Here is a 24192-nt window from a genome sequence, read left to right as displayed (position 1 = left end):
TGATGTCTGGTCGTTGCGCTCTCGTAGCGTGACGGGATGTCGCAGCCAGGAACCCGCGCGGAGCAGCCGAGACCGAGCCTGAAACGGCGCGATCTGCGGTTGCTGCCGTTGCTCGGGGCGGTGTGGGCGGCGGCCCTGCTGTGCGTCTTCTTGCCGGGGTGTTCGTGGTGGATGGTGGGCGGCTGCGCCATGGGCGCGGTGCTCATGGTGCTCGCGATGTTTCGGGGACGGGCACTGCGGCTTCACGGCGGCGGAGGTCTGGCCGTGGTGCTTCTCGCCGCGATGGCAGCCATCGGCCTTGCTGTCGCACTCGCCCTTCCCTCGCGTGCGCAAGCCGCCGACTGGTCGGGGCACGTGACGGAGGTGACCGCGGAGGTGACTTCGGCGGCGTCGATCGGTCGGGACGGACGACTCTGGTTCGATGCGCAGACGATGACCATCGGCAACCGAGATCGACCAGCCGCGCTCACTGCGCCGGTGCGCATAGGAGTCGAGCCGGGCGACGGCTTCGATCTCGGTGCCCGGGTTCGAGTGGTCGGACAGGTGCGGACGACCGATGCGGGTGAGCGCTCGGTCCTCGTCGTCTTCGCGAACGAGACCGAGGTCGTCGAGCCCGCCTCCGGAGTGTTCGCCGTCGCGGCGAGCCTCAAGCGCGCTTTCGTGGAGCGGTCCCTGCGACTCCCCGAGCCCGGCGCAGGCCTTCTGCCGGGCCTCGCGGTCGGCGACACCCGTGCTGTGAGCGCGGAGTTGAACGACGACATGCGCACGAGCGGTCTCAGCCACCTGACCGCGGTGAGTGGAGCGAACTGCGCGATCGTCGTCGGCGGTATCTTCTGGCTCGCCGCCCTGTGCGGAGCCGGGCGGGCACTGCGGGTGGTCCTTTCCGTGCTGGGTCTGGCGGGATTCGTCGTCCTCGTCACGCCGGAACCGAGCGTGATCCGTGCAGCGGTCATGGCGGCGGTCGGCATGCTGACCGTGCTGCTCGGCCGTCCGAGTGCCGGCGCGGGCATGCTCTCGCTGTGCGCTGCCGGGATTCTCGTCGCCGACCCGTGGCTGGCGGCTACTCCGGGGTTCGCGCTGTCGGTCGCCGCGTCCGGTGCTCTGGTCATGCTCGCGCGACCACTCGCCGGCGGGCTGGCGCGGATCATGCCCGGACCGGTGGCGCTGGCTCTCGCGGTCCCGCTCGCTGCGCAGTTGGCGTGCGGCCCGATCATCGCTCTCTTCGCCGAGCAGCAGTCGCTCATCGGCATCGCCGCGAATCTCATCGCCGCACCCGCGGCGCCGATCGCCACCGTGGTCGGCCTGCTGGCCTGCCTGGCGGCTCCGCTGCCGACTCTCGCGGATCTGCTGGCGTCGTCCGCCTGGCTACCGTCAGCGTGGATCGCCACCACGGCGACCACCGCCGCACGGCTGCCCGGAGCACAACTGCTGCTGCCCGCGGGAATCGGCAGTGCACTGCTCGTGGCTCTCGTGAGCGTGTGCATCGTGGTCGTCGTCATCAGATTCGGTCGACAGAGCAGGGAAGCGGCGACCGGGCGTGGGCGACTCATCGTGCAGCGGGCCGCGGCCGCGGTCCTGATCGTCGTGCTCTCGCTCGCCGGCGCCCGGGTGCTCCTCGACGGACCGCTCGCCACGGCGACGGCGCCCGACGGATGGTCAATCGCCGCGTGCGACGTCGGGCAAGGCGACGCGTTGCTCGTGCGCTCGGCGACGCGGGTGGCGCTGATCGACACGGGGCCGGCTCCGGAGCCTCTGGCGGCGTGCCTGAGGTCCCTCGGCATCGGGCACATCGATCTCCTCGTCCTCACCCACTTCGACCTCGATCACGCCGGCGGGGGCGCCGCCATCCGAGGGCGGGTCGACGCAGTGCTGCACGGTCCGGTCGCAGAGGGAGGCGATCGACGTCTCCTCGAGGAGCTCAGCGGGGGAGGCGCACGCGTCGAGGAGGCGTGGATGGGACAGCGCGGCATGCTGGGGAAGGCCGCCTGGCGGGTGCTGTGGCCGGTGCGGGGTTCGGCTGCCTTCCCCGACGGCAACGACGCGAGTGTGGTGATGGAGTTCGACGGGGGAGAGGTGCCCCGCTCCATCTACCTCGGCGATCTCTCTGCGGCACCCCAGCGGATGCTGCTGCGCACGGCTCGGCTCGGTCGCTACGACGTCGTCAAGGTCGCCCACCACGGCAGCGCGGACCAGGATGCGGGTCTCTATGCGGCCGTGCAGGCTCACGTGGCGCTGTTCAGCGTCGGGGCGGGGAACGACTACGGCCATCCCCGCGGCGAGACCCTCGACCTCGTCTCGGCGGGCGGAGCACAGGCGCTGCGCACTGATCAACAGGGACGCATCCTTCTCGGCGTCCGAGACGGCGAGCTGCGCGTGTGGACGGACAAGACACTGCCCTGAGCGCGCGGGCAGCGGTGTCGGCGACCGCCGGTAGTCTGGATCCATGGCAGCTTCGCGTCCCCCTTCCCGTGGCGGTGCGAAACCCACGAAGATTCCCCAGGTCTCCTGGCGAGAGCCTCATCCCGCTCCGATCGTGCTCGTCTCCGGGCCGGAAGAGGTCTGCGCCGAGCGCGCGATCGCCGGCGTCCGCGACTACCTCCGTGCCGAGGATCCCGCCCTCGAGGTCAGCGATGTGCGGGCCGACGACTACGCGCCGGGAACGCTGCTGTCCCTCACGTCCCCATCCCTCTTCGGCGAACCGCGTCTGGTGCGCGTCTCCGGCGTGGAGAAGTGCTCCGACGCTTTCATCCAGGAGGCGGTGTCGTACCTCGACAATCCTCAGGAGGGGGCGACGGTCATCCTGCGGCACACGGGGGCGAGCGTGCGGGGCAAGAAGCTGCTCGACGCCGTCCGCGCCGGTAGCGGCGGCGGGATCGAGATCGCCTGCCCGGCGATCAAGCGCGATGGTGACCGCGTCGACTTCGCCGCGGGCGAGTTCCGCACGGCCAAGAAGCGCATCGCGCCGGCGGCCCTGCGCGCGCTGGTCTCCGCGTTCGCCGATGACCTCACCGAGCTGGCTGCGGCCTGCCAGCAGCTCATCGGAGACGTCGAGGGTGACATCTTCGAAGAGGTCGTCACCAAGTACTACGGCGGGAGGGTCGAGGTGTCGGCATTCGTCGTGGCCGACACGGCGATCGCCGGGCGCTACGGAGAGGCGCTCGTCGCGCTCCGCCATGCGCTGTCGTCCGGTGCCGACCCGGTGCCGATGGTCGCGGCCTTTGCGATGAAGCTCCGCACCATGGCTCGGGTCGCCGGAAACCGCGAACCGAGTAGGCAGCTCGCCCAGCGTCTGGGCATGAAGGACTGGCAGGTCGATCGTGCCCGCCGTGACCTCGCCGGATGGAACGAGCGTTCGCTCGGGATGGCGATCCAGGCCACAGCGCGCGCCGACGGTGAGGTCAAGGGTGCGGCCCGCGATCCGATCTTCGCGCTCGAGCGCATGGTCACGGTGATCGCCACTCGTCGTCCATTCGGCGAGGAATAGCCGCGCGTCCTCACTCCGCGGATCGCCCGGCACGCCGGAGACACGAAGAAGGCCCGCCCCGATAACGGGACGGGCCTTTCTCAGAAGCTTCCGCTCAGAGAGAAGCGACCTGCTTGGCGAGAGCCGACTTGCGGTTCGACGCCTGGTTCTTGTGCAGGACACCCTTGCTGACGGCCTTGTCGAGCTTGACGGCGGCCTTCTTCAGCGCGGCCTCGGCTGCTGCCTTGTCGCCGGCGGAGACTGCCGTGCGAGTCGTGCGGATGACCGTCTTGAGCTCGCTCTTGACGGCCTTGTTGCGCTCGCGCGCCTTCTCGTTGGTCTTGTTGCGCTTGATCTGCGACTTGATGTTTGCCACGTGTGGACGCTTTCTGTACAGGAGTGTTCGGAATGCCGGCAGCAGAAGAGGGCTGCTGCACAGCGGTCGTGAGGGAAGAACCCACACGCAAGCCAAGAGTCGAGTCTACCAGCAGAGGGGGTGATCACGCGAAACGGCAGACGGATCACGATACTCCGTCGCGGATCTCCTGGAACTGGGTGCAGAATCATCTCTATCCCGACACCGCTGTCAAGGAGCCACATGACCCCCGAACACGTTCCTCCGTCCGTGCCCGCAGGCCTCCGCTGGTCCGCAGCGACCTCGGCTTTCCAGATCGAGGGGTCGCGCCCGACGGGGGCCGTCGGCCGCTCCATCTGGGACGACTTCCTCGAGAGACCGGGCGCGATCATCGACGGGTCGACCGCGGATCCCGCGTGCGACAGTTATCGGCATCCCGAGGCCGATGTGGCTCTCGCCGCGGGGTTGGGGCTGGACCGCTACCGGTTCTCCATTCCGTGGGCGCGCGTGCAGCCGGACGGCCGGGGTGCGGGGGACGCGGGCGCGCTCGACCACTACTCGCGGCTCGTGGACCTCCTGCTGGAGGCGGGCGTCGCACCGTTCCCGACCCTCTTCCACTGGGAGATGCCGAGTGCGATCGAGGCCGACGGCGGCTGGCTCGAGCGCGACACTGCCGAGCGCTTCGCCGAGTACGCGAACATCGTGGCCGACCGTCTCGGCGATCGCGTGAGGCAGTGGTACACGATCAACGAGCCGGCGATGACGACGCTGCAGGGGTACGCGGTCGGTGCGCTCGCCCCGGGACGACAGCTGCTCTTCGACGCGCTGCCGACCGCCCACCACCAGCTGCTCGCCCATGCCCGCGCCGCCTCGGTGCTGCGGGAACGAGGTGCCTCCACCGTCGGTCTCGCGAACAACCACACGTGGGTTCTGCCGCTGCACGATACGGCCGAGGACCGCGAAGCCGCCGCCGTCTACGATCTGCTCCACAACCGGGTCTTCAGCGCACCGCTCCTCGACGGCGCGTACCCGGACCTCGAGTCGCTCGGGCTTCCCCCGATGCCGGTGCGCGACGGGGATCTCGAGGAGATCGGGCGGTCGATCGACTTCTACGGCATCAACTTCTACAACCCCACGACCGTGACGGCTGCCGCTGCCGGGAGCCCCGTGCCGTTCGACATCGTGCCCACTCCTGGCGTTCCGGTCACCGGCTTCGGGCCGGAATGGCCGATCATGCCCGCAGCCCTCCGCGATCTCCTGATCGACCTGCACGCACGGCATCCGCATCTTCCCCCGGTCGTCATCGCCGAGAACGGAGCGTCTTTCCCCGAACCCGCTCGCGCGGGCCGCATCGACGACACGGACAGGATCGAGTATCTGGCCGGTCACCTCGCGGCTGTCGGGGAGGCGGTGGACGCCGGAGTGTCTGTGGAGGAGTACACGGTGTGGTCGCTGCTCGACAACTGGGAATGGGCAGACGGCTACACCCAGCGGTTCGGGCTCGTGCACGTCGACTTCGAGACGGGCGAACGCACGCCCAAGGCCTCCTACGACTGGTATCGGGACGTGATCGCGAGTTCGCGCGCAGCGGCCGCGACGGCGGTGGCGAGTTGAGCGAGACCACGGGCACCCGCACGGTTCGAGCGGGAACACGATGGATGTCGCTGTTCACGCTGGCGTGGCTCGCGATCTGGACCGTGCAGCTCACACCCGTGCAGCTGCTCCTTCCCCTGCAGCTGGACACCCCGGAAGACGACTGGATCCGCGGTGTCGTCTCTTCCGGGCTGGTGCTCGGAATCGGCGGGCTCGCCGGCATCATCGCCGGTCCTGCCGCCGGGGCGCTCTCCGATCGCGCGGCCGCGGGGCGCCACCGCCGCCGCCCGTGGGCGCTCGGCGGAGTTCTGTTCACCGCGGTCTGCCTCGTCCTGACCGGATATGCCGAGGGTCCGTGGGCAGTCGGCGCCGGGTGGGTAGGGGTGTCGATCGGCGTGGCCGTCTCGTCCGCAGCCTTCACTGCCCTCATCGCCGACCAGCTGCCGTCGACGCAGCGCGGTGCGGCCTCCGCAGCAGTCGGTTCCAGCCAGGCGGTGGGGATCGTGCTGGGAGTCGGGCTGGTCGTCCTCCTCGGTCTCGGCATCCGCGACGGCTACCTGCTGCTCGCCGGAGTGATCGCGGTCGTCGGATCGGCGGCCGCGCTGCTCCTGCCCGACCCCCCGAGCATCGAGGCCATGCGACCGAAGCCGGTGGGTCGTCGTCGGCTGGCATCCCTGCGCGACCGGGACTTCGCCTGGATGCTCTCCGGTCGCCTGGTGACGAACATCGGCAACGCGCTCGGGACGGCGCTCTTCCTGTTCTTCCTGCTGCACGGCCTCGGCCAGCCGAGTGCCGTCGCGCAGGACAATCTCCTGCTGCTCATCGTCGTTTACACCGTGTTCGTGGTGATCGCCTCCGTGGTCACCGGCATCGTCTCCGATCGCACGGGGAACCGGCGCAAGCTCGCGGTCGCCGCCACCGTGGTGCAGGCAGCATCGGGCGTCGCGATCGCGCTGGTGCCGACGTTCGAGATGACGATGGTGGCCGCGGCCCTGATGGGCCTCGGTTACGGAGCCTTCTCGACGGTGGGACTCGCTTTCGCTGCCGACCTGTTGCCCGACGAACAGGACCATGCGCGCGACCTCGGGATCGTGAACGTCACGGCCGCCCTCGGCCAGCTGATCGGACCGGTCCTGGGGGCAGCGCTGGTCGCTCTGGTCGGCGGGTTCTGGCTGGTCTTCATCGCCGCGGCGGTGCTGTCCCTGGTCGGCGGGCTGCTCACCGCGTTCGCCCGGGAGCCGAAGCGCTCATGACCGAGCCGGCTCCTGCTCCACCGTCGCGATCGCCACCTGCACCACCGCGTTGAAGATCCGCGGACGCATGGCCGTCACCAGATGGGTCGTGCGCGGGACGACGATCAGCTCGGCATGCGGGGCGAGGCGACGGAAGAGCGTCTCGTTCAGTCGCAGCTGGTCGTACTGACCGTTGACGAACCAGAGGGGGATCGTGATCCGGGGGACGGCGGTGGCGATGTCGAGGGTCGCGAGGCTGCGGAGCGCGGCATCCTGCGTGTCGAGTGCATAGCCGCCCGCGGCGAAGTCCGACCGCGTCTCGGCGGGGATGGTCGCCTCGAGCATGCGCGCCGTGAGCCACATTCCGCGGTCCGGCAGCGAGTCGACGGCCCTGGCGAACAGTCGGTAGGCCCGGAGTCCTGCGCCGCGGGGGAGCGAGGTGCACGCTGCGGCGACCAGAGCGGCGACCGGCGGCTTGTCCGCTCCGCCGACATAGGCGAGGCAGAGCAGGCCTCCCATCGAGTGACCGACGAGCACGACGGGCCCCTTCTCCGCCGCTGCTCGAACCGCCGCATCGATCGTGTGCAGCGCCTCATGGAGCGTGAAATCCTCGCCCATCCGGGTGCCGTGCCCCGGCAGGTCGACGGCCGTGGCGGCGTAACCGTGAGCATCGAGATAGGCGAGCTGCGCGCGCCACATCGTGGCGGACGTGCGGATGCCGTGCACGAGGACGATCTGTGCGCTCACGCGTTCAGCATAGGATCTCGGCGCCTGCTCCGAGAGTCCTCGTCAGAGAAGCAGTCCTGCGGTCGTCACCCCGAGGGCCAGGGCCAGGACGATCGCGAGGAGCGGTCGCCACGCGATGCTCACGGTTCGCGAGTCCGAACCTGTCGGTGCACGCCCGACGTCGTCGCGCGCCCGGTCGATGGCTTCGACGACCCCGACGAAGGCGCGGGAGCGGTTCGGGGCCGACACGTCGGCATCCCGGTCCCGGCGCGGCTGGACGGTGGGTGAACCCCAGGCGCGGATCGTGGTGCCGTCCGTCAACTCGACGACGAGCTGGTATCGCACTTGAAGCGCGGCCACCTCGCGCCAGGGGATGGTGTGCGTGCGGAAGACGTTGACCACGGTGAGCGTGGAGGGCGCGACGATCAGGCAGGGCCGGATCAGCAGCATCCAGCACACCAGCAGGACGAAGCCCATCCACGGCAGGGAGAGTAGCACGATCGCCCACTCCGCGCGGATCGCCGCATCGATGAGGAGGTACGCGAACAGCGCCGCCAGCACACCGCTGATCCACCAGCCCGATGCGCCGCGGACGACGATGCGCTCCGTGCCGCGCCCGCTGACGCCACGACGACCGATCACGCGGTCTGCAGGATGTCCTGCTCCGCCCAGTGGCAGGAGACGTCGCGTCCCTCCACGGGCCGCAGCTCCGGCGACCTGGTCTCGCACTCGGCCTGCTGCTCCGGAGGGAGGATCGCGTAGAGCGGGCACCGCGTGCGGAACGCGCAACCCGTGATCGTCTCGGTCGGCGACGGCAGGTCTCCGGAGAGGAGGATGCGCTCCCGTGTGCGCTCGATCTGCGGGTCGGGGACCGGCACGGCCGACAGCAGCGCGCGCGTGTACGGGTGGCGCGGGTTGCTGAAGATCTCATCGACGTCGCCGTACTCGATGATGCGCCCGAGGTACATCACCGCCACGTCGTCGGCGATGTGACGCACCACGGCGAGGTCATGGGCGACGAACAGGTACGAGAGCCCGAGCTGCTGCTTCAGGTCTTCGAGCAGGTTGATCACGCCGGCCTGCACCGAGACATCGAGCGCCGAGACCGGCTCGTCGAGGACGAGGATCTTCGGCTCGACCACGAGGGCGCGGGCGATGCCGATGCGCTGGCGCTGCCCCCCGGAGAACTCGTGCGGGTAACGACGGGCATAGCTCGGCTCGAGGCCGACGAGCTCGAGCATCCGGCGCACGCGGCGCGAGATCTCCTTCGCCGGGACGTCGTGCACCGTGAGCGGTTCGCCGATGAGTTCCTCGACGGTCATGCGCGGATCGAGTGAGGCCGCCGGGTCCTGGAACACGATCTGGATGTCGGTCCGGAGCGCGCGACGCTGGGCCGGGGAGAGCGAAGCCGTGTCGATGCCGTTGACGGCGACCCGCCCCGACTGCGGCTTGGCGAGCTCCATCACCTCCATGACGGTGGTCGATTTGCCGCAGCCGGACTCGCCGACCAGGCCGAGGGTCTTGCCGCCCTCCAGCTCGAAGCTGACGCCGTCGACCGCACGGACGGTGCCGATACGACGGCGGAAGACGGTGCCCTTGGTGAGCGGGAAGTGCCGCTTGAGGTCTTCGACCTTGAGCACGGTGCCGCGGGTCTCGACCTCGCGCACGACCTCTTCCGCAGGCGCCGGCGGGGAGAAGACCTCGTCGCGGGGGAGCCGGCCGTCGACGATCTCGGTCGCGCGGATGCACGCCGCGGCCTGCATCGGTGCAACCGGAACCAGGTCCGGTTCGATGTCGTGGCACGCCGAGATCACCGCGGGGCAGCGATCGGCGAACGGGCAGCCGGTGGGGATCTCGGTGAGCAGCGGCGGACGGCCCTCGAGCGGTACCAGCCGCGCCGACCGCTGGTCGACCATGTTCGGCATCGACCGCAGGAGACCGATCGTGTACGGCATGGCCGGGCGGGCGAACAGGTCGTCCACGGGGGCGGTCTCGACGATCCTGCCTGCGTACATGACGGCCACGCGGTCCGCGTTGCCGGCCACGACGCCGAGATCGTGCGTGATGAGCACCACGGCGGCGCCGGTGATCTCCTTGGCGGTCTGGAGCACGTCGAGGATCTGCGCCTGGATGGTGACGTCGAGCGCGGTCGTCGGCTCATCGGCGATGATCAGCTTCGGGTCGTTGGCGATCGCGATGGCGATCATCGCGCGCTGGCGCATGCCGCCCGAGAACTCGTGCGGGAACGACTTCACGCGTCGGCGGGGCTCCGGGATGCCCACTATGTCGAGCAGCTCGACCGCGCGGGCCTCCAGCGCCTGAGTGCTGAGTCCCGGCTGGTGCAGCTTGAGGCCCTCGATGATCTGCTGGCCGATCGTGTAGACCGGGGTCAGCGCCGAGAGCGGGTCCTGGAAGATCATCGCGATGTCGGAGCCGCGCATCTTCGACAGCTGCCGGTCGGTGGAGCCCAGGAGCTCGGTGCCGTCATACGTGATCGAGCCGGATACCTGGGCGGTACTCGGGAGAAGGCCCATGACCGCCATCGACGACACGGACTTGCCCGAACCGGACTCGCCGACGATCGCCAGGAACTCTCCCCGGTTGACCTCGTAGTTGACGCCGCGCACCGCGTGGACGGTGCGGGCCTTCGTCTCGAAGGTGACGTTGAGGTCGCGGACGCGAAGCAGGGGTTCAGGCACGGTTGTTCTCCGAGGTCGGGTCGACGGCGTCACGCAGGGCATCTCCGAGCAGACTCGACGCGAGCACGGTGGCGACGAGGATGATCGCCGGCGGGATGAAGAGCCAGGGACGGGTGGTCGCCGCGGCGCTTCCCGCAGCGAGCAGCGTGCCGAGCGACACGTCGGGCGGCTGGATGCCGAAGCCGAAGTAGCTCAGCGTGGTCTCGGCGAGGATCGCGGCGCCGACACCCAGCGTCGCGTCGATGATCAGGAGCGAAGCCACGTTGGGGATGATGTGCCGGCGGATGATCGTGAAACCGCCGACGCCCATGAAGCGCGCCGCCTTGACGTAGTCGCGCTCGCGCAGCGACATGGTCTGACCGCGGATGACCCTCGCGAGCACCATCCAGCCGAAGAGGGGGAGGAACACGACGAGCGCGACCCAGGCCAGGTCTTTGAACAGGGGGCTCAGCAGGACCAGGATGTAGAAGCTCGGCAGCACGAGGAGCAGGTCGATGATCCAGACGATCACCCGGTCCCATGCCCCGCCGACATACCCGGCGATCGCGCCGACGAGCCCGGCGATGATGGCCGTGACCGGTCCGACGATGAGGCCGATGAGCAGGGACTTCTGCAGGCCGGCCATCGACTGGGCGAAGATGTCCTGGCCGATCGTGTCGGTGCCGAACCAGTGGTCGAGGCTCGGACCCTTGTTGAACGACAGGTAGTCCTGATCGGTCGCGGACCACGGGTAGAGCAGCGGGCCGACGTAGGCGAGCAGGAACATCAGCACGAGCACGCCGGCGCCGATCCAGGCGCGCTTGGTCGAGAAAGTGCGGACCAGGATCAGCCGCCACCGGGGGATCGACGGGGACTCCTCGTTCTCCGGCTCGAGCGGCGGAGCGTCGAGCTGTGTGGGATCGAGCGTCATGTCACATCCTCACTCGGGGGTCGAGGGCCGCGTAAAGGACGTCGGCCAGCGTGCCCGCGATGAGCACCAGGATCGCGGCGAACAGGATCGAGCCTGTCGCGGCGTTGATGTCGTTGTTCGACACGGAGTCGATGAGATATTCGCCCATGCCGTGCCAGCTGAAGATCTTCTCCGTCACGGCCGCGCCCGCCAGGATGGTGCCGAACGAATAGGCGAAGAAGGTCGACATGGGGATCAGCGCGACGCGCACGCCGTGACGCATGATGGCGGATCCGCGGGTCCGCCCCTTCGCGCGTGCCGTACGGATGAAGTCCGAGGAGAGCACGTCGAGCATGGCGCTGCGCTGGTACCGGGAGTAGGAGGCCGCCGCGGTCACGGTGAGCGCGATCGTGGGCAGCAGCAGATGCGCTATTCGATCGCCTATGACGGGCCAGAACCCGGTGACCCCGACGCTGTACTCGCCGGTGAAGTTGATGAGCTGCTGACCGGACGCGTTGTTGACCCAGGTCGCGCCGATCATGAGGAGCACCGCGATCACGAAGATCGGGGTCGCGAGCACCGTGAACGACGCGTAGGTGATGATCTGATCGCTCGCGCGGTACTGCCGGATGGCCCCCCACACGCCGAGCAGAATTCCGAAGACCGCTCCGAGAATGGTGCCGATGATGAGAAGTCGGAGGCTCGTGCCGGCACGTTCGATGATGTCGGCCGTCACCTCGGTGCTGCGAGTGGAGATCCCCAGGGAGCCGGTGGTGACGAACTGCACGAGCCAGTCCCACATGCGCTGCAGCAGGGAGACGTCGGGGTTGACGCCCATCTTGTCGAGCGCCGCGTCGATGCTGGACTGCGGGACGGGGGGATTCTTGCCGAGGAACCGTGCCGCCGGCTGAAGAGTGGTGGAGACGAGTGCGTAGCCGGCCAGGGTGGCGATGACGGTGAGGATGAGATAGTTCACCAAACGCTTGGCGATGAATCCGATCATGGAGCTCCTTCGGCGCGGGATCGCCGCGCAGCCGACATCTGTTGCGGCCTCGCTACTCTAGGCACCCGAGACCGTCTTTCCAAAACGCCGGCATATCCCCTTCGATCGCCGGCAGGCTCCCCATGTTGCCATGTTCACGGCGGTCGGGCCGACGCGACGCGATGTCAGCCACGGCGCGACCCCGTTTCACACCGCACGACGATGCGGTTTGAACGACAACTAGGTAACGATCCGGACAACACGGGCCTGACATGCCGGTGTACGGGGCGATCATCGATGATGTTGCTCCATAGCCGGTCGCTGTCTTCGGTCTCCGGTTCGGACGAGTCCTGTGCAGTCTGCACGAAACGATAGAAGGGGGAGATCGATGAAGTCGAACTCCAAGAAATGGGCGGCCCTCGCCGGAATCGCCGGCGTCGCGCTGGCGCTCTCTGCGTGCGCGCCCGCTACGAACGGCGGAGGAGACGGCGACGGCGGTTCCTCGCCGGAGGCGCTTCCCGCGACCGGCTGGGTCGCCGCTGACCGCGACGCCATCAAGGACGGCGGCACGCTGAACCTGCCGCTCGACGAGACGCCGGCCAACTGGAACCTCTACAACCTCGATGCCGGCACCGTCGACGACAACACGATCTCGAGCCTGTTCACCCCCGGCTTCGTGGTCATCAAGGAGGACGGCAGCTGGGAAGCCGACCCGAACTTCGCCACGTCGGTCGAGCTGAAGAGCGAGGACCCCCAGGTCGTCGAGGTCAAGGTCAACCCTGACGCCGTCTGGTCCGATGGCACCCCCATCGGTGTTCAGGACTTCCAGGGCCAGTTCAACGCCCTCAACGGCAAGAACGAGGCGTTCGCCCCGACCTCCACCAACGTCTGGTCGGACGTCGCCTCGATCGAGGCCGGCGAGAACGACCAGGATGTGCTGATCACGTTCGCGAACAAGAACGCCGACTGGCCTTCCATCCTCGGCACCGGCACGATCTACCCCCGCTGGCTCACGGCGACCCCGGAGAGCTTCAACACGGCATGGGCGAACGGTCCGTTCGCTGCCGACGGCTCGACCTACGTCTCCGGCGGTCCGTTCATCGTGAGCAAGTTCGACGCGACCGGCAAGACGATCACGTTCGAGCCGAACCCCACGTGGTGGGGCGACAAGCCGAAGCTCGACACGATCAACTACAAGGCCACGGACCGCTCGACGGTCGGCCAGGCGTTCGCCAACAAGGAGTTCGACGCGATCCCGATCAACTCCAGCGTCGACACGCTCGAGTCCGCGAAGGCACGCTCCGACTCCGAGATCCTGAACTCGAAGGGCGTCACGTACAGCCACGTCACGCTCAACGGCACCGCCGGCGTGTTCGAGGACGTCGCCGTCCGTCAGGCCTTCGCGAAGTCGCTCGACCGTCAGATCATGGCTCAGGCCGTCATCGAGCCGCTGGGCGTCGAGCCCGAGGTCCTCAACAACCTCATCTTCCTCAACGGTCAGAACGGCTACGAAGATGACAGCGCGGACATCGCGTTCGACGTCGACGCCGCCAAGAAGCAGCTGGAAGACGCCGGCTGGGTCGAGGGCGACAAGGGCATCCGCGAGAAGGACGGCACCAAGCTGACCGTTCGCCTCGTGATCCCCTCGGAGACCCCGAACTCGGCGATCCTCTCGCAGCAGATCCAGCCGATGGCCGCCAAGGCGGGCTTCGACGTCAAGATCGACACCGTCCCGTCGGCAGACTTCTTCACGAAGTACATCACGACGGAGACGCGTGACTTCGAGGCGACGATCTTCGCGTGGCAGGGTACGCCGTTCCCGATCTCCTCGACGGAGTCGATCTTCAGCCCGGCCGACTCGGGTCAGAACTTCCCCGGCGTCGCGGATGAGCGTCTGGATGGTCTCTGGACGGAAGCCAACGCTGAGCTCGACCCCGAGGCACGTCTCGAGATCGCCAAGGAGATCGACAAGATCATCATGAGCGAAGCCGTGACGATCCCGCTGGCGGCACGTCCGAACCAGTACGCGATCGCCGACGGTCTCGTGAACTACGGTCCTTCGCAGTTCGAGTCGACCACCGGCACGAACTTCTGGCAGAACGTGGGCTGGGCCAAGTAAGCCCCGTTCGCACCACACACTGGGCGGTCCCCCTCGGGGGGCCGCCCAGTGTGCTTTGCCGGCGGAGCATCACGCGAATCGGGGTTTGCCACCGCCTGACCGTAGAATCGAGGGGACATGTCCCCACGCGCTCTCACACCTCTTCAGCCTGCCTCGACGCCGGCTGCGCAGATCCGCAATTTCTGCATCATCGCCCACATCGACCACGGCAAGTCCACCCTCGCCGACCGGATGCTCCAGATCACCGGTGTCGTCTCGGATCGTGACATGCGGGCGCAGTACCTCGACCGGATGGACATCGAGCGCGAGCGCGGCATCACCATCAAGAGCCAGGCCGTGCGGATGCCATGGGAACTCGACGGCCAGACCGTCGCCCTGAACATGATCGACACCCCCGGCCACGTCGACTTCACCTACGAGGTCTCGCGTTCGCTCGCGGCCTGCGAAGGCGCGATCCTGCTCGTGGATGCGGCGCAGGGCATCGAGGCCCAGACACTGGCGAACCTCTACCTGGCGCTGGAGAACGACCTCCACATCATCCCGGTGCTGAACAAGATCGACCTCCCGGCCGCCGACCCCGAGAAGTACGCGAAGGAACTCGCCTCCCTCATCGGCGGCAAGCCGGAAGACGTCCTCCGCGTCTCGGGAAAGACCGGGGTCGGTGTCGAGGAGCTGCTCGACCGGCTCGTGCAGGAGATCCCCGCCCCGAAGGGCGACGCGGAGGCGCCGGCGCGCGCGATGATCTTCGACTCGGTCTACGACGCGTACCGCGGTGTGGTCACCTATGTGCGCATGGTGGACGGCAGCCTCTCGCCCCGCGAGCGCATCCAGATGATGTCGACCGGAGCGAATCACGAAGCGCTCGAGGTCGGTGTGTCGAGCCCGGAACCGACCCCGACCAAGGGACTCGGCGTGGGCGAAGTCGGCTACCTGATCACGGGCGTGAAGGACGTGCGCCAGTCGAAGGTCGGCGACACGATCACCACGTCACGCAAGCCCGCCTCCGAGGCCCTTCCCGGCTACACCGACCCGAAGCCCATGGTGTTCTCGGGTCTGTACCCGATCGACGGCAGCGACTACGCGGAGCTGCGTGAGGCACTCGACAAGCTGAAGCTCTCGGACGCGTCGCTCGTGTACGAGCCCGAGACGTCGGTGGCGCTCGGGTTCGGCTTCCGCTGCGGCTTCCTCGGGCTCCTGCACCTCGAGATCATCACCGAGCGGCTCGCGCGGGAGTTCGATCTCGACCTCATCACGACCGCGCCCAGCGTGATCTACGAGGTCCTCACGAGTGACACCGGCGAGACCGTCACCGTGACCAACCCGAGCGAGTATCCGGACGGACGCATCGGCTCGGTCTCGGAGCCGATGGTGAAGGCGGCGATCCTGCTGCCCAAGGACTACGTCGGCACCGTCATGGAACTGTGCCAGTCCCGCCGCGGAACGCTGCTCGGCATGGAGTACTTCTCGGAGGAGCGCGTCGAGCTGCGCTACAACATGCCGCTCGGCGAGATCGTGTTCGACTTCTTCGACCAGCTGAAGTCGAAGACGCAGGGGTATGCCTCGCTCGACTACGAGCCCTCCGGACAGCAGGAGGCCGACCTGGTGAAGGTCGACATCCTCCTCCAGGGTGAGAAGGTCGACGCGTTCAGCTCGATCGTCCACCGTGACAAGGCATACGCCTACGGCACGATGATGGCCGAGCGGCTGCGCAAGCTCATCCCTCGCCAGCAGTTCGAGGTCCCGATCCAGGCCGCGATCGGTGCGCGCATCATCGCCCGAGAGACGATCCGCGCGATCCGCAAGGACGTGCTCGCCAAGTGCTACGGCGGTGACATCACCCGCAAGCGCAAGCTCCTCGAGAAGCAGAAGGAGGGCAAGAAGCGCATGAAGATGGTCGGTCGCGTCGAGGTCCCCCAGGAGGCGTTCATCGCCGCGCTGTCGGGTGACGTCGAGGGCAAGGACAAGAAGTAGCGCGTGCCGCTGCCGGTGTACGAGCGCGGGATGACACGTCATCCAATCGCGACTGCGCCTGATGGGATGCGGATCTCCGAGCACTCGACCGTGGTCGACCCGGCGGCACGCGATGCCGTCGCCGCGCTGGTGAGTTCGTGGGAGTTCAAGCGCCGCGCTGGGTTCGAGGTGCCTGACACCGCACCCGCGCCTGGGCTCGAGGGCACGCTCGCGAAGCGTCTCTTCGGTGTGCGCTTCGTCGAACCGGTGAGGATCGTCTGGGCGGATGAGCGGGTTCGGGTACGAGACGCGTCCTGGGCATCCGATCTACGGAGAGGAGTCGTTTCGGATCGATGGGAACGGCGTGTTCACTGCGCGATCCATCTCGTCTCCGTCGACCTGGTTCTGGAGTCTGCTCGGCCCGGCGCTGCGCATGGTGCAGCGGGCGACCCACGCGCGCTACGTGCAGATCGTCCGGGATGCAGCCGCCGCTTCCCCCTGCCTGGGTCGCTGAGCTTCTCCCTCCCTGGTTCGCTGAGCTTCTCCCTCCCTGGTTCGCTGAGCTTCTCCCTCCCTGGTTCGCTGAGCTTGTCGAAGCGTCAGGTCGCGTCCCTGGGGTGCTGAGTTTCCCCCTGCCTGGGTCGCTGAGCTTCCCCCTGCCTGGGTCGCTGAGCTTGTCGAAGCGTCAGGTAGCGTCCCTGGGGTGCTGAGTTTCCCCCTGCCTGGGTCGCTGAGCGTGTCGAAGAGTCCCGACTCCGGTTGACCGCGACAGGGCTGGTAAGTCATGCCCACGGTTCTCGATGAGGGCCAGCTTCTTGCGGCGACTCCATCCCTGGAGCTGTTTCTCCCGGAAGAACGCCGCATCGACCGTCTCGAAATGCTCTGCGTACACGAGCACGACAGGTCGCCTTCGTCGCGTGAACTCTGCGGCGAACTGATCGTCGTTGTTGTGCTCCCAGACGCGCGCTTCCAGATCGCCGTTGGTGCTTCCCGTATAGAAGCTGTCGTCAGTGCACCTGAGGATGTATGTCCACGCCATGATCCATGGTCGCGCGCACCGAGATCGCCCACGACCGGGTGTGGATAACCGTGGCCCTTCGACAGGCTCAGGGACCCAGGGGTGACAGGCTCAGGGGCCCAGGGGCGGCCCTTCGACAGGCTCAGGGACCCAGGGGTGACAGGCTCAGGGGCCCAGGGGCGGCCCTTCGACAGGCTCAGGGACCCAGGGTGACAGGCTCAGGGGCCCAGGGGCCCAGGGGTGACGGGCTCAGGGACCCAGGGGCGACGGGCTCGGTACCCGGGATGTGTCGCCGTGCGGCGCGTGGGGGTGTTCGCCCAGGTAACGGGAAGTAGGCTGGAACTCATGCGGCGCGGGACTTTCCGAGACGACACGGTGGACTATGCGGCCGTGGGTGCGACCCACGCGCCCGATCTGATGCAGTACCCGCCGGAGCGCAGCATCCCGGCGGAGGAATCCTGGCGGATCGGCAGTGGCATCGAGCGCTTCCAGACCGCCGGTGACGCGCTCTTGTCCTGGACGGCTCAGCGTGCGGCCGGTCTCTCCGTGGAGGACGTGCGACCGGCGCCGGGTCCCGCCTATGCGGGGGTGAGCTTCGACGCCGAGGGCAACCCGATCGCGCCGAGCAAGCGCGACGTCGAGCCTCGCTATGACGCGGAGGGAATGCCGTACGTGGGCGCGGGGATGACGCTTCATCTGCGTGGCCGTGTCGGAAGTATGCGTGCAGACGCGGAGCTTCGCGTGATCTCGGTGACCGAGGAGACCCGCCGTATCGGCTTCGTCCTCGGCACGGTCGGCGGATCGGTCGTCCGCGGCGAAGAGTCGTTCGACGTCGACTGGCGGGAAGACAACGACGAGGTCTGGTTCACCGTCCGCGCGTTCGACGCTCCCCATGCGCTCGCGTACCGCCTGGTGCCTGCGCTCGTCAAACGCCGCCGTCGTGAGCTCTTCGCGCGCTACCTCCGCGCGATCTCCCCGCTGTACGCGACCCCCCTGTGATGGCGGGACCGCTTCCTCTGGGAGACCCTGCGCCGGCGGACGGGCATCTGCCCGACGACCTTCCCGTCGACACGAGCGTGCCGTTCTCGGCCTACCTGCACATCCCGTTCTGCACGGTGCGCTGCGGATACTGCGACTTCAACACATATACCTCGACCGAACTCCGCGGCGCCAAGCAGGAAGACTACGCATCGACGCTGGTCTCCGAGATCGACCTCGCCCGCCGGGTGCTGGCCGACGCGGGAGCGCTACGACCGATGGACACGGTCTTCTTCGGCGGAGGGACGCCCACGCTGCTGCCGGCCGGTGATCTGGCTCGCATGCTGGAGGCCGCGACCTCGGCCTTCGGATTGGCGGATGGTGCGGAGGTCACCGTCGAGGCGAATCCCGACACGGTGACGCCCGCGGTCGCGCGCACGCTGGCCGCCGCCGGAGTCACGCGGATGTCGGTCGGTATGCAGTCGGCCGTGCCGCACGTGCTCGCCTCCCTCGACCGCACGCACCGGCCCGAGAACGTGACCACCGCGGTCGCTGCGGCGAAGGACGCCGGCCTCGCGGTCAGCGTCGACCTGATCTACGGGGCGCCGGGGGAGACACTCGCGGACTGGGAGGCCTCGCTCGACGCGGCTCTCGCGCTCGAATCCGACCACATCTCCGCGTACGCCCTGATCATCGAGGACGGGACGAAGCTCGCCCGCCAGATCCGCCGCGGCGAGGTTCCGACTCCCGATGACGATCTGCAGGCCGACATGTACGAGCTCGCCGACGCTCGCCTCGCAGCGGGTGGCTTCGACTGGTACGAGGTCAGCAACTGGGCACGCACGCCCGAGCAACGGTCGCGGCACAATCTCGCGTACTGGCGGGGGAGTGACTGGTGGGGCTTCGGCCCCGGTGCGCACAGCCACGTCGCCGGGCTGCGCTGGTGGAACGTGAAGCATCCGGCGGCGTACGCACAGCGGCTCGCGGCGTCCGAGTCGCCCGCTGCCGGCACGGAACGGCCGGACGCCGAGTCGCGGACGCTGGAGCGCATCCTGCTGCTGAGCCGCATCCGTGACGGGATCGCGGTCGACGAGGTGCCCGCCGCGAACCGGAGTCGCGTCGCCGGGCTGATCGCCGACGGGCTCGTGGACCCGTCAGCCGCCATCCGGGGCCGTGTCCAGCTGACGCTACGCGGTCGACTTCTCGCCGATGCCGTGGTGCGGGAGCTCACCGACTGACCCCCTGATCGGGGGCGGTTCAGCCCGGGAGCAGATCCATCCCCGTCGTTCGGCGCTGTGGCAGCGTCGCACTCGTGGCATCGAAGATCCGCGTCTGTCGGCCGGAGCCGTACACCGGCCAGCCCGGGTCGCCGTTCGTGACGAATCCGATCCAGGCCGCGTTCATCTCGTCCGCGAGCGCCTGCGGCGCGCCGGGGCCCGCCAACCGCACCGTCTCGTCGTCCGTGAGGCGATCGAACACGAAGCCGAGCTCCAGTGCGTGCGCGGCGCGCAGATCGCGAACCGGGCTCGGCCACGCGAACTCGTACACGTGGGTGAGATCCGGCCGTGCGGCTGCCAGGCGGCTCAACGGCGCCCGCAGCAGCATGTCCGTGACGAGCTGCCCGAACACCTCGCCCGTGCTCGCTCCGGGGAAGGCCGAGCGGTACTCCCGCACCGCACGTCGCGGGATGCGGGAGAGGATCCGCGCGGCCTGCAGCTTCAGCTCGCTGATACCGGCCAGGGCCTCGGGCGGGAACCACAAGCGGTACTCGTCGGTGTTGCTGCCGATCAGAATCGGTGTGTCGATCTCGCCGAGCACCTCGTGCGGAGAGCGGGGCAGGCTCTCCGGGTCGATGGCGAACTGGAAGCCGGGAGCTCCGCCCAGTGGTGAAGAGCCTGCGGACTGCGCCTTCCTGGCATCGAGCAGCTGCTCGGGAGAGACCTCGGCGAACGCCGCGCGGTCGGAGCGGATGCCGAGTCTCTTCGCGAGCTGCGCCGTCACCCGGCCCGCCTTCTTCACCGGCTGTGCCGCGAGCGGCCCGGATTCGATGATGGCGCGATGGATCAGCGCGCGGGAATCTTCTCGGGCGAGAAGCCCGGCGACGATCGCCCCGCCGGCGGATTCTCCCATCGCGGTGATCTGCGTCGGATCGCCGCCGAAGGCGGAGATCTCGCGTTGCACCCACGCCAATCCCGCGGCGGCGTCGCGCAGGCCCAGGTTCCTCGGTGCATCCTCGAGCACCGAGAATCCCTCCGATCCCAGACGGTAGTTGATCGAGACGAAGACGATCCCCGCCTTCGCGAACACCGTGCCGTCGTAGAGGGGCAGAGCGGCGGTGCCGCGCTCCAGCGCGCCGCCGTGGATCCACAGAAGCACCGGCGCCGAGGAGGCCCCGATCGGCGCCCAGACGTTGGCCGTGAGAATGTCGTCGCCGTCGATGCGCACCGAGCCGAGGAGCTCGCCGATCGCGCCGGCGTAGGGGAGCTGCGGAGCAGTGGGGCCGAACTGCGTCGCCTCACGTACGCCCTTCCACGCCCGCACCGGCTGCGGCGCCCGGAACCTGTTCTCCCCGAACGGCGGTGCGGCAAAGGGGATGCCGAGGAAACGGGCGACCCCCTCGTGTTCGGAACCGCGCACGGCGCCGGTCGACAGCGTGGTCTGAGGCGAGGAGGTCATGAGCGTCATCCTAGGGTCGGGTGTCCGCGGTACGGAGGATCCGGAGCTGCACGGGGTAGGATTGGCACTCTGAACGTCCGAGTGCCAGCGGAAGGGAAGGGCGATGGTCACAGAGCGAGGACTCCAGGTTCTCCGCGCGATCGTGCAGGACTACGTCGAGACCCACGAGCCCGTCGGCAGCCGCTCCATCGTCGACCGGCACTCCTTCGGCGTCTCGGCGGCGACGATCCGCAACGATATGGCGCTGCTCGAGGATGAGGAGCTCATCACGGCTCCGCACACCTCGTCGGGTCGGGTGCCGACCGACAAGGGCTACCGCGTCTTCGTGAATCACCTGGCACAGTTGCGACCGCTCTCGTCGGCGCAGCGCTCGGCGATCGAATCGTTCCTCGGTGAGCCCGCCGACCTCGACGATCTGATGGTGCGCACCGTGCGGGTGCTGACGCAGCTCACCGGCCAGGTCGCGCTCGCGCAGTACCCGTCGTTCGCGCGGGCTCACGTCACGCACGTCGAGCTGGTCGCACTGGCGCCCAATCGACTCCTCATCGTGCTGGTGACGGACGCCGGCGGTGTGTCGCAACGCGTGGCGCTGCTGCCGGAAGCCATCGACGAGGCCGAGATGGCGGTGCTGCGTGCACGCATGGCCGCCTTGATCACCGGCCACGGCATCGGCGAGGCCTCCGACCGGCTCCAGACCCTGCTGGCCGCGGAAGACGCTCCGAAAGACCTCGTGCTGCGCGCGATCGCGAGCGTCGTCATGGACGAGCTCGGCGGGTTCCGACAGGAGCGTCTGGTGATGGCGGGAGCGGCCACGCTGGCCCGCCGTGAGCAGGACTTCCGCGGCAGCATCCATCCGCTCCTCGAGGCCATCGAGGAGCAGGTGACGCTGCTGCGGCTGATGAGCGAGATGGTGACCGACGAGCACGGACTCGCCGCCAGCATCGGCACCGAGAATGCGCCGTTCGGCCTGGGCGAGGCATCGATCGTCGCCAGCAACTACGCCGCACCCAGCGGCACCGCGCGCGTCGGCGTGATGGGGCCGACGCGGATGGACTACCCGAGCAATCTCGCTGCGGCGCGGGCTGTCGCCCGCTACCTGTCGCGGATGCTCGACGAAGACGAGGCCGGCCGCTGACGCGGTCGCGCCGGAAGACACACGCAGAAAGGCGATTGTGGCGGACCACTATGAGGTTCTCGGGGTGTCCCGAGACGCTTCCACCGACGAGATCAAGAAGGCGTATCGACGCCTCGCGCGACAGCTGCACCCGGACGTGAATCCCGGTGAGGACGCGGCGGAGAAGTTCAAGCTCGTCACGCACGCGTACGACGTGCTGAGCGACGACGAGTCGCGGCGCCGCTATGACATGGGCGGGGGAGACGGCGCTGCCGGCAACTTCGGCGGATTCGGCGGTTTCGGCGACATCTTCGAGACCTTCTTCGGCGCCTCCCAGGGCGGCGGTCGCGGGGCGCGACCCCGCTCGCGCAGGGAGCGCGGCCAGGACGCGCTCGTCCGTGTCACGCTCGACCTCGGCGACGTCGTGTTCGGTGCGCACCGCGACATCGACGTCGACACCGCGGTGCTGTGCGAGACGTGCAACGGCTCCTGCTGCCAGGAGGGGACCTCCCCGGTCACCTGCGACATCTGCGGCGGCTCCGGCCATGTGCAGCGCCAGGTGCGCAGCCTGCTCGGCAACGTCGTCACCTCCCAGCCCTGCGGCACCTGCGAGGGCTACGGCACCACCATCCCGTTCCCGTGCGGTACGTGCGGCGGCCAGGGTCGCGTGCGTTCGCGTCGCACGGTCTCGCTCGACATCCCCGCCGGCGTCGAGACGGGTCTGCGCCTCCAGCTGCCCGGCTCGGGAGAGGTCGGCAAGGCGGGCGGCCCCAACGGCGACCTGTACGTCGAGGTCACGGTCAACGCTCATCCCGCCTTCAGCCGCGAGGGCGACGACCTGCTGGCCACGCTCGAGGTGTCGATGACCGACGCGATCCTCGGCACCGAGACCACGATCCAGGGGCTCGACGGCGAGGTCGATCTCGAGATCCGTTCCGGCGTGCAGTCCGGGGACGTCCTGACCATCAAGGGGAGGGGCATCACCCCGCTCCGCGGCACCCAGCGCGGAGACCTCCGCGTGGGCGTGCAGGTGCTGACACCGACCAAGCTCGACTCCGCGCAGCGCGCGCTGATCGAGGACTTCGCGAAGAAGGCCAAGGCGCCGGATCCGCAGCTCGCGCAGTTCCAGCCCGGGCTCTTCTCGAAGCTCCGCGACCGTTTCCGCAGCCACTGATCATGGCACTGCACTTCCTTGTGGAGTCTTCTGCGGGTGCCGGAGTCGGCGACGTCGTGTCGCTGACGGGCGCGGAGGCGAAGCATGCGGCCGTCGTACGGCGGTTGCGCGTCGGCGAGGCGGTCACGGTCGGCGACGGCGCGGGTGTGTGGCTGACCGGTGCGGCCGAAGAGGTGTCTCCGAGCCGCGTCGAGGTGCGCATCTCCGACCGCGTCGAGCATCCGGCTCCGAGCCCGCGGATCATCCTGGTCCAGGCGCTCGCGAAGGGCGACCGCGATGAGCTGGCCGTGCAGGCGGCGTGCGAGCTCGGCGTCGACGAGATCGTGCCGTGGCAGGCGAGCCGCAGTGTGTCGCGGTGGGAGGGTCCGAAGGCGGTGAAGGGGCGCGAACGGTGGGCGACCATCGTGCGCGAGGCCGCGAAACAGGCCCATCGGGCCTGGGTGCCCGAGGTCACCGCCCCGGTCTCGACGAAGCAGCTCGCCGAACGGGCGGCTTCGCAGCGGATGCTGCTGCTCGATCCGACGGCCTCCGTGCGTCTCTCCGAGATCGAGGCTGACGGTCGTGATCTGGTTCTGGTCGTGGGGCCGGAAGGCGGGGTCGCCGAGGAGGAGCTCGACCGGCTGACGGCGGCGGGGGCAGAACGCGTGCTCCTGGGCGACACGGTGCTGCGGACGTCCACGGCGGGCCCGGCGGCGATCGCCGTGCTGTCGGTGGCGCTCGGCCGCTGGTGAGCTCTGTTCCGGCCGTCGAGGCCCCAGGGCGCCGCGGACGCCGTGATCAGTAGACTTGAGCGCATGACGGAACCCTCGATCTTCACGCGCATTCTGAACGGGGAGATCCCTGCCGAGATCCTCGGCGAGACCGATCGCCTGTTCGCACTGCGGGACATCGCCCCGCAGGCGCCCGTGCATCTGCTCGTGGTCCCGAAGACCGCGGAGTACCGTGACGTCACAGAACTCGCCGCGGGAGATCCGTCGCTGTTGGCAGAGATGGTGGCGTTCGCCGGGAAACTGGCCGAGGAGCACACCGCCGACGGTGACTTCCGTCTCGTCTTCAACACCGGCGCGAACGCCGGACAGACCGTTTTCCACGTCCACGCGCATGTGCTGGCCGGGGGATTGACCGAGAAGAGCGTCGGTGCCTGACAACAACGAACCGCAGGAGCGCAGCCTGGGCGGTCGGCCGCCCGAGGCGGTCGAGAAGATCTACGCTGACGGCGTCGCC

The 24192-nt window shown here is 68.6% G+C and carries 20 protein-coding genes and 1 pseudogene; 13 read left to right on the top strand and 8 right to left on the bottom strand.

What is annotated here, in order from left to right:
• Nucleotides 1-36: 36 nt before the first annotated feature.
• Complete coding sequence (locus ACFC14_RS15955) at nucleotides 37-2400, top strand: ComEC/Rec2 family competence protein (protein ID WP_376106498.1); 2364 nt, start codon at nucleotides 37-39, stop codon at nucleotides 2398-2400.
• A gap of 43 nt (nucleotides 2401-2443) precedes the next feature.
• Nucleotides 2444-3484, top strand: a complete 1041-nt coding sequence (gene holA / locus ACFC14_RS15950; RefSeq protein ID WP_376106495.1) for a DNA polymerase III subunit delta — start codon at nucleotides 2444-2446, stop codon at nucleotides 3482-3484.
• 94 nt (nucleotides 3485-3578) lie between these two features.
• Here the strand turns inward: holA and rpsT are convergent, their stop codons facing one another.
• The gene (rpsT, locus tag ACFC14_RS15945) at nucleotides 3579-3839 is read right to left on the bottom strand and encodes a 30S ribosomal protein S20 (protein WP_017830351.1); all 261 of its coding nucleotides are present in this window, start codon (nucleotides 3837-3839) and stop codon (nucleotides 3579-3581) included.
• Between the two features lie 222 nt (nucleotides 3840-4061).
• On the opposite strand from rpsT, the gene ACFC14_RS15940 reads away from it, so the two are divergent.
• Together ACFC14_RS15940 and ACFC14_RS15935 are read left to right on the top strand one after the other, a co-directional pair.
• Nucleotides 4062-5432, top strand: coding sequence for a GH1 family beta-glucosidase (locus ACFC14_RS15940; protein WP_376106491.1), 1371 nt, complete (start codon nucleotides 4062-4064; stop codon nucleotides 5430-5432).
• A gap of 44 nt (nucleotides 5433-5476) precedes the next feature.
• Nucleotides 5477-6664 carry an MFS transporter gene (locus ACFC14_RS15935; RefSeq protein WP_376106489.1) on the top strand — a complete coding sequence of 396 codons (1188 nt, stop codon included), beginning with the start codon at nucleotides 5477-5479 and terminating at the stop codon, nucleotides 6662-6664.
• Here ACFC14_RS15935 and ACFC14_RS15930 read toward each other — a convergent pair.
• The 5 genes from ACFC14_RS15930 to ACFC14_RS15910 are packed head-to-tail and all read right to left on the bottom strand — an operon-like array spanning nucleotide 6659 to nucleotide 11960.
• Nucleotides 6659-7390: an alpha/beta fold hydrolase gene (locus ACFC14_RS15930; RefSeq protein ID WP_136042879.1), complete on the bottom strand. Its 732-nt coding sequence runs from the start codon at nucleotides 7388-7390 to the stop codon at nucleotides 6659-6661. The genes ACFC14_RS15935 and ACFC14_RS15930 overlap by 6 nt on opposite strands.
• Before the next feature lie 42 nt (nucleotides 7391-7432).
• Nucleotides 7433-8011, bottom strand: coding sequence for a PH domain-containing protein (locus ACFC14_RS15925; RefSeq protein WP_136042878.1), 579 nt, complete (start codon nucleotides 8009-8011; stop codon nucleotides 7433-7435).
• Entirely contained in the window at nucleotides 8008-10110 is a 2103-nt protein-coding gene (locus tag ACFC14_RS15920; protein ID WP_136042877.1) for an ABC transporter ATP-binding protein, read from the bottom strand. Before ACFC14_RS15920 ends, ACFC14_RS15925 begins: the two co-directional genes overlap by 4 nt.
• Nucleotides 10061-10978, bottom strand: coding sequence for an ABC transporter permease (locus tag ACFC14_RS15915; RefSeq protein ID WP_136042876.1), 918 nt, complete (start codon nucleotides 10976-10978; stop codon nucleotides 10061-10063). The genes ACFC14_RS15920 and ACFC14_RS15915 overlap by 50 nt, the downstream gene beginning before the upstream one ends.
• Before the next feature lies 1 nt (nucleotide 10979).
• Nucleotides 10980-11960 (bottom strand): ABC transporter permease, encoded by a 981-nt coding sequence (locus ACFC14_RS15910; RefSeq protein WP_091036971.1) that lies wholly within the window; start codon nucleotides 11958-11960, stop codon nucleotides 10980-10982.
• 367 nt (nucleotides 11961-12327) lie between these two features.
• Between ACFC14_RS15910 and ACFC14_RS15905 the strand changes: the two genes are divergently transcribed.
• From ACFC14_RS15905 to ACFC14_RS15895, 3 genes and pseudogenes are all read left to right on the top strand, one after another.
• Entirely contained in the window at nucleotides 12328-14058 is a 1731-nt protein-coding gene (locus tag ACFC14_RS15905; RefSeq protein WP_136042875.1) for an ABC transporter family substrate-binding protein, read from the top strand.
• Between the two features lie 117 nt (nucleotides 14059-14175).
• A complete protein-coding gene (lepA, locus tag ACFC14_RS15900; protein ID WP_376106482.1) occupies nucleotides 14176-16029 on the top strand; it encodes a translation elongation factor 4 in 1854 nt (617 codons plus the stop codon).
• Between the two features lie 30 nt (nucleotides 16030-16059).
• Nucleotides 16060-16522: pseudogene (locus ACFC14_RS15895) on the top strand (DUF1990 family protein).
• Between the two features lie 171 nt (nucleotides 16523-16693).
• Here ACFC14_RS15895 and ACFC14_RS15890 read toward each other — a convergent pair.
• Complete coding sequence (locus tag ACFC14_RS15890; protein ID WP_376106479.1) at nucleotides 16694-17047, bottom strand: GIY-YIG nuclease family protein; 354 nt, start codon at nucleotides 17045-17047, stop codon at nucleotides 16694-16696.
• 324 nt (nucleotides 17048-17371) lie between these two features.
• On the opposite strand from ACFC14_RS15890, the gene ACFC14_RS15885 reads away from it, so the two are divergent.
• Both ACFC14_RS15885 and hemW read left to right on the top strand, forming a co-directional pair.
• Nucleotides 17372-18025 carry a DUF1990 family protein gene (locus ACFC14_RS15885; protein WP_376106476.1) on the top strand — a complete coding sequence of 218 codons (654 nt, stop codon included), beginning with the start codon at nucleotides 17372-17374 and terminating at the stop codon, nucleotides 18023-18025.
• The gene (gene hemW / locus ACFC14_RS15880; RefSeq protein ID WP_376106474.1) at nucleotides 18025-19242 is read left to right on the top strand and encodes a radical SAM family heme chaperone HemW; all 1218 of its coding nucleotides are present in this window, start codon (nucleotides 18025-18027) and stop codon (nucleotides 19240-19242) included. Before ACFC14_RS15885 ends, hemW begins: the two co-directional genes overlap by 1 nt.
• Before the next feature lie 19 nt (nucleotides 19243-19261).
• Here the strand turns inward: hemW and ACFC14_RS15875 are convergent, their stop codons facing one another.
• Complete coding sequence (locus tag ACFC14_RS15875) at nucleotides 19262-20680, bottom strand: carboxylesterase/lipase family protein (RefSeq protein ID WP_376106471.1); 1419 nt, start codon at nucleotides 20678-20680, stop codon at nucleotides 19262-19264.
• Between the two features lie 103 nt (nucleotides 20681-20783).
• On the opposite strand from ACFC14_RS15875, the gene hrcA reads away from it, so the two are divergent.
• From hrcA to ACFC14_RS15855, 4 genes are all read left to right on the top strand, one after another.
• Nucleotides 20784-21815, top strand: coding sequence for a heat-inducible transcriptional repressor HrcA (gene hrcA, locus ACFC14_RS15870; RefSeq protein ID WP_136041996.1), 1032 nt, complete (start codon nucleotides 20784-20786; stop codon nucleotides 21813-21815).
• Nucleotides 21816-21852: 37 nt separating this feature from the next.
• Nucleotides 21853-22968, top strand: a complete 1116-nt coding sequence (dnaJ, locus tag ACFC14_RS15865; RefSeq protein WP_136041997.1) for a molecular chaperone DnaJ — start codon at nucleotides 21853-21855, stop codon at nucleotides 22966-22968.
• 2 nt (nucleotides 22969-22970) lie between these two features.
• A complete protein-coding gene (locus ACFC14_RS15860) occupies nucleotides 22971-23699 on the top strand; it encodes a 16S rRNA (uracil(1498)-N(3))-methyltransferase (RefSeq protein ID WP_376106467.1) in 729 nt (242 codons plus the stop codon).
• Nucleotides 23700-23762: 63 nt separating this feature from the next.
• Nucleotides 23763-24113, top strand: coding sequence for a histidine triad nucleotide-binding protein (locus ACFC14_RS15855; RefSeq protein WP_376106464.1), 351 nt, complete (start codon nucleotides 23763-23765; stop codon nucleotides 24111-24113).
• Nucleotides 24114-24192: the final 79 nt, after the last annotated feature.

The organism is Microbacterium sp. NPDC055988 (genome assembly GCF_042269505.1).
Taxonomy (GTDB): domain Bacteria; phylum Actinomycetota; class Actinomycetes; order Actinomycetales; family Microbacteriaceae; genus Microbacterium.
Note: the sequence above shows the minus strand (reverse complement) of the source record. Positions and strands in the feature narration are given on the sequence as shown.

Bases quoted from the DNA above. Each gene is read 5' to 3' on its own strand.
- ACFC14_RS15920 (WP_136042877.1), bottom strand. From the start codon at position 10,110: ATGCCCTGCGTGACGCCGTCGACCCGACCTCGGAGAACAACCGTGCCT.
- ACFC14_RS15955 (WP_376106498.1), top strand. From the start codon at position 37: ATGTCGCAGCCAGGAACCCGCGCGGAGCAGCCGAGACCGAGCCTGAAA.
- lepA (WP_376106482.1), top strand. From the start codon at position 14,176: ATGTCCCCACGCGCTCTCACACCTCTTCAGCCTGCCTCGACGCCGGCT.
- holA (WP_376106495.1), top strand. From the start codon at position 2,444: ATGGCAGCTTCGCGTCCCCCTTCCCGTGGCGGTGCGAAACCCACGAAG.
- ACFC14_RS15940 (WP_376106491.1), top strand. From the start codon at position 4,062: ATGACCCCCGAACACGTTCCTCCGTCCGTGCCCGCAGGCCTCCGCTGG.
- ACFC14_RS15915 (WP_136042876.1), bottom strand. From the start codon at position 10,978: ATGACGCTCGATCCCACACAGCTCGACGCTCCGCCGCTCGAGCCGGAG.
- ACFC14_RS15855 (WP_376106464.1), top strand. From the start codon at position 23,763: ATGACGGAACCCTCGATCTTCACGCGCATTCTGAACGGGGAGATCCCT.
- ACFC14_RS15935 (WP_376106489.1), top strand. From the start codon at position 5,477: ATGTCGCTGTTCACGCTGGCGTGGCTCGCGATCTGGACCGTGCAGCTC.
- ACFC14_RS15910 (WP_091036971.1), bottom strand. From the start codon at position 11,960: ATGATCGGATTCATCGCCAAGCGTTTGGTGAACTATCTCATCCTCACC.
- ACFC14_RS15860 (WP_376106467.1), top strand. From the start codon at position 22,971: ATGGCACTGCACTTCCTTGTGGAGTCTTCTGCGGGTGCCGGAGTCGGC.
- hrcA (WP_136041996.1), top strand. From the start codon at position 20,784: ATGGTCACAGAGCGAGGACTCCAGGTTCTCCGCGCGATCGTGCAGGAC.
- hemW (WP_376106474.1), top strand. From the start codon at position 18,025: ATGGCGGGACCGCTTCCTCTGGGAGACCCTGCGCCGGCGGACGGGCAT.
- ACFC14_RS15875 (WP_376106471.1), bottom strand. From the start codon at position 20,680: ATGACCTCCTCGCCTCAGACCACGCTGTCGACCGGCGCCGTGCGCGGT.
- ACFC14_RS15890 (WP_376106479.1), bottom strand. From the start codon at position 17,047: ATGGCGTGGACATACATCCTCAGGTGCACTGACGACAGCTTCTATACG.
- ACFC14_RS15905 (WP_136042875.1), top strand. From the start codon at position 12,328: ATGAAGTCGAACTCCAAGAAATGGGCGGCCCTCGCCGGAATCGCCGGC.
- ACFC14_RS15885 (WP_376106476.1), top strand. From the start codon at position 17,372: ATGCGGCGCGGGACTTTCCGAGACGACACGGTGGACTATGCGGCCGTG.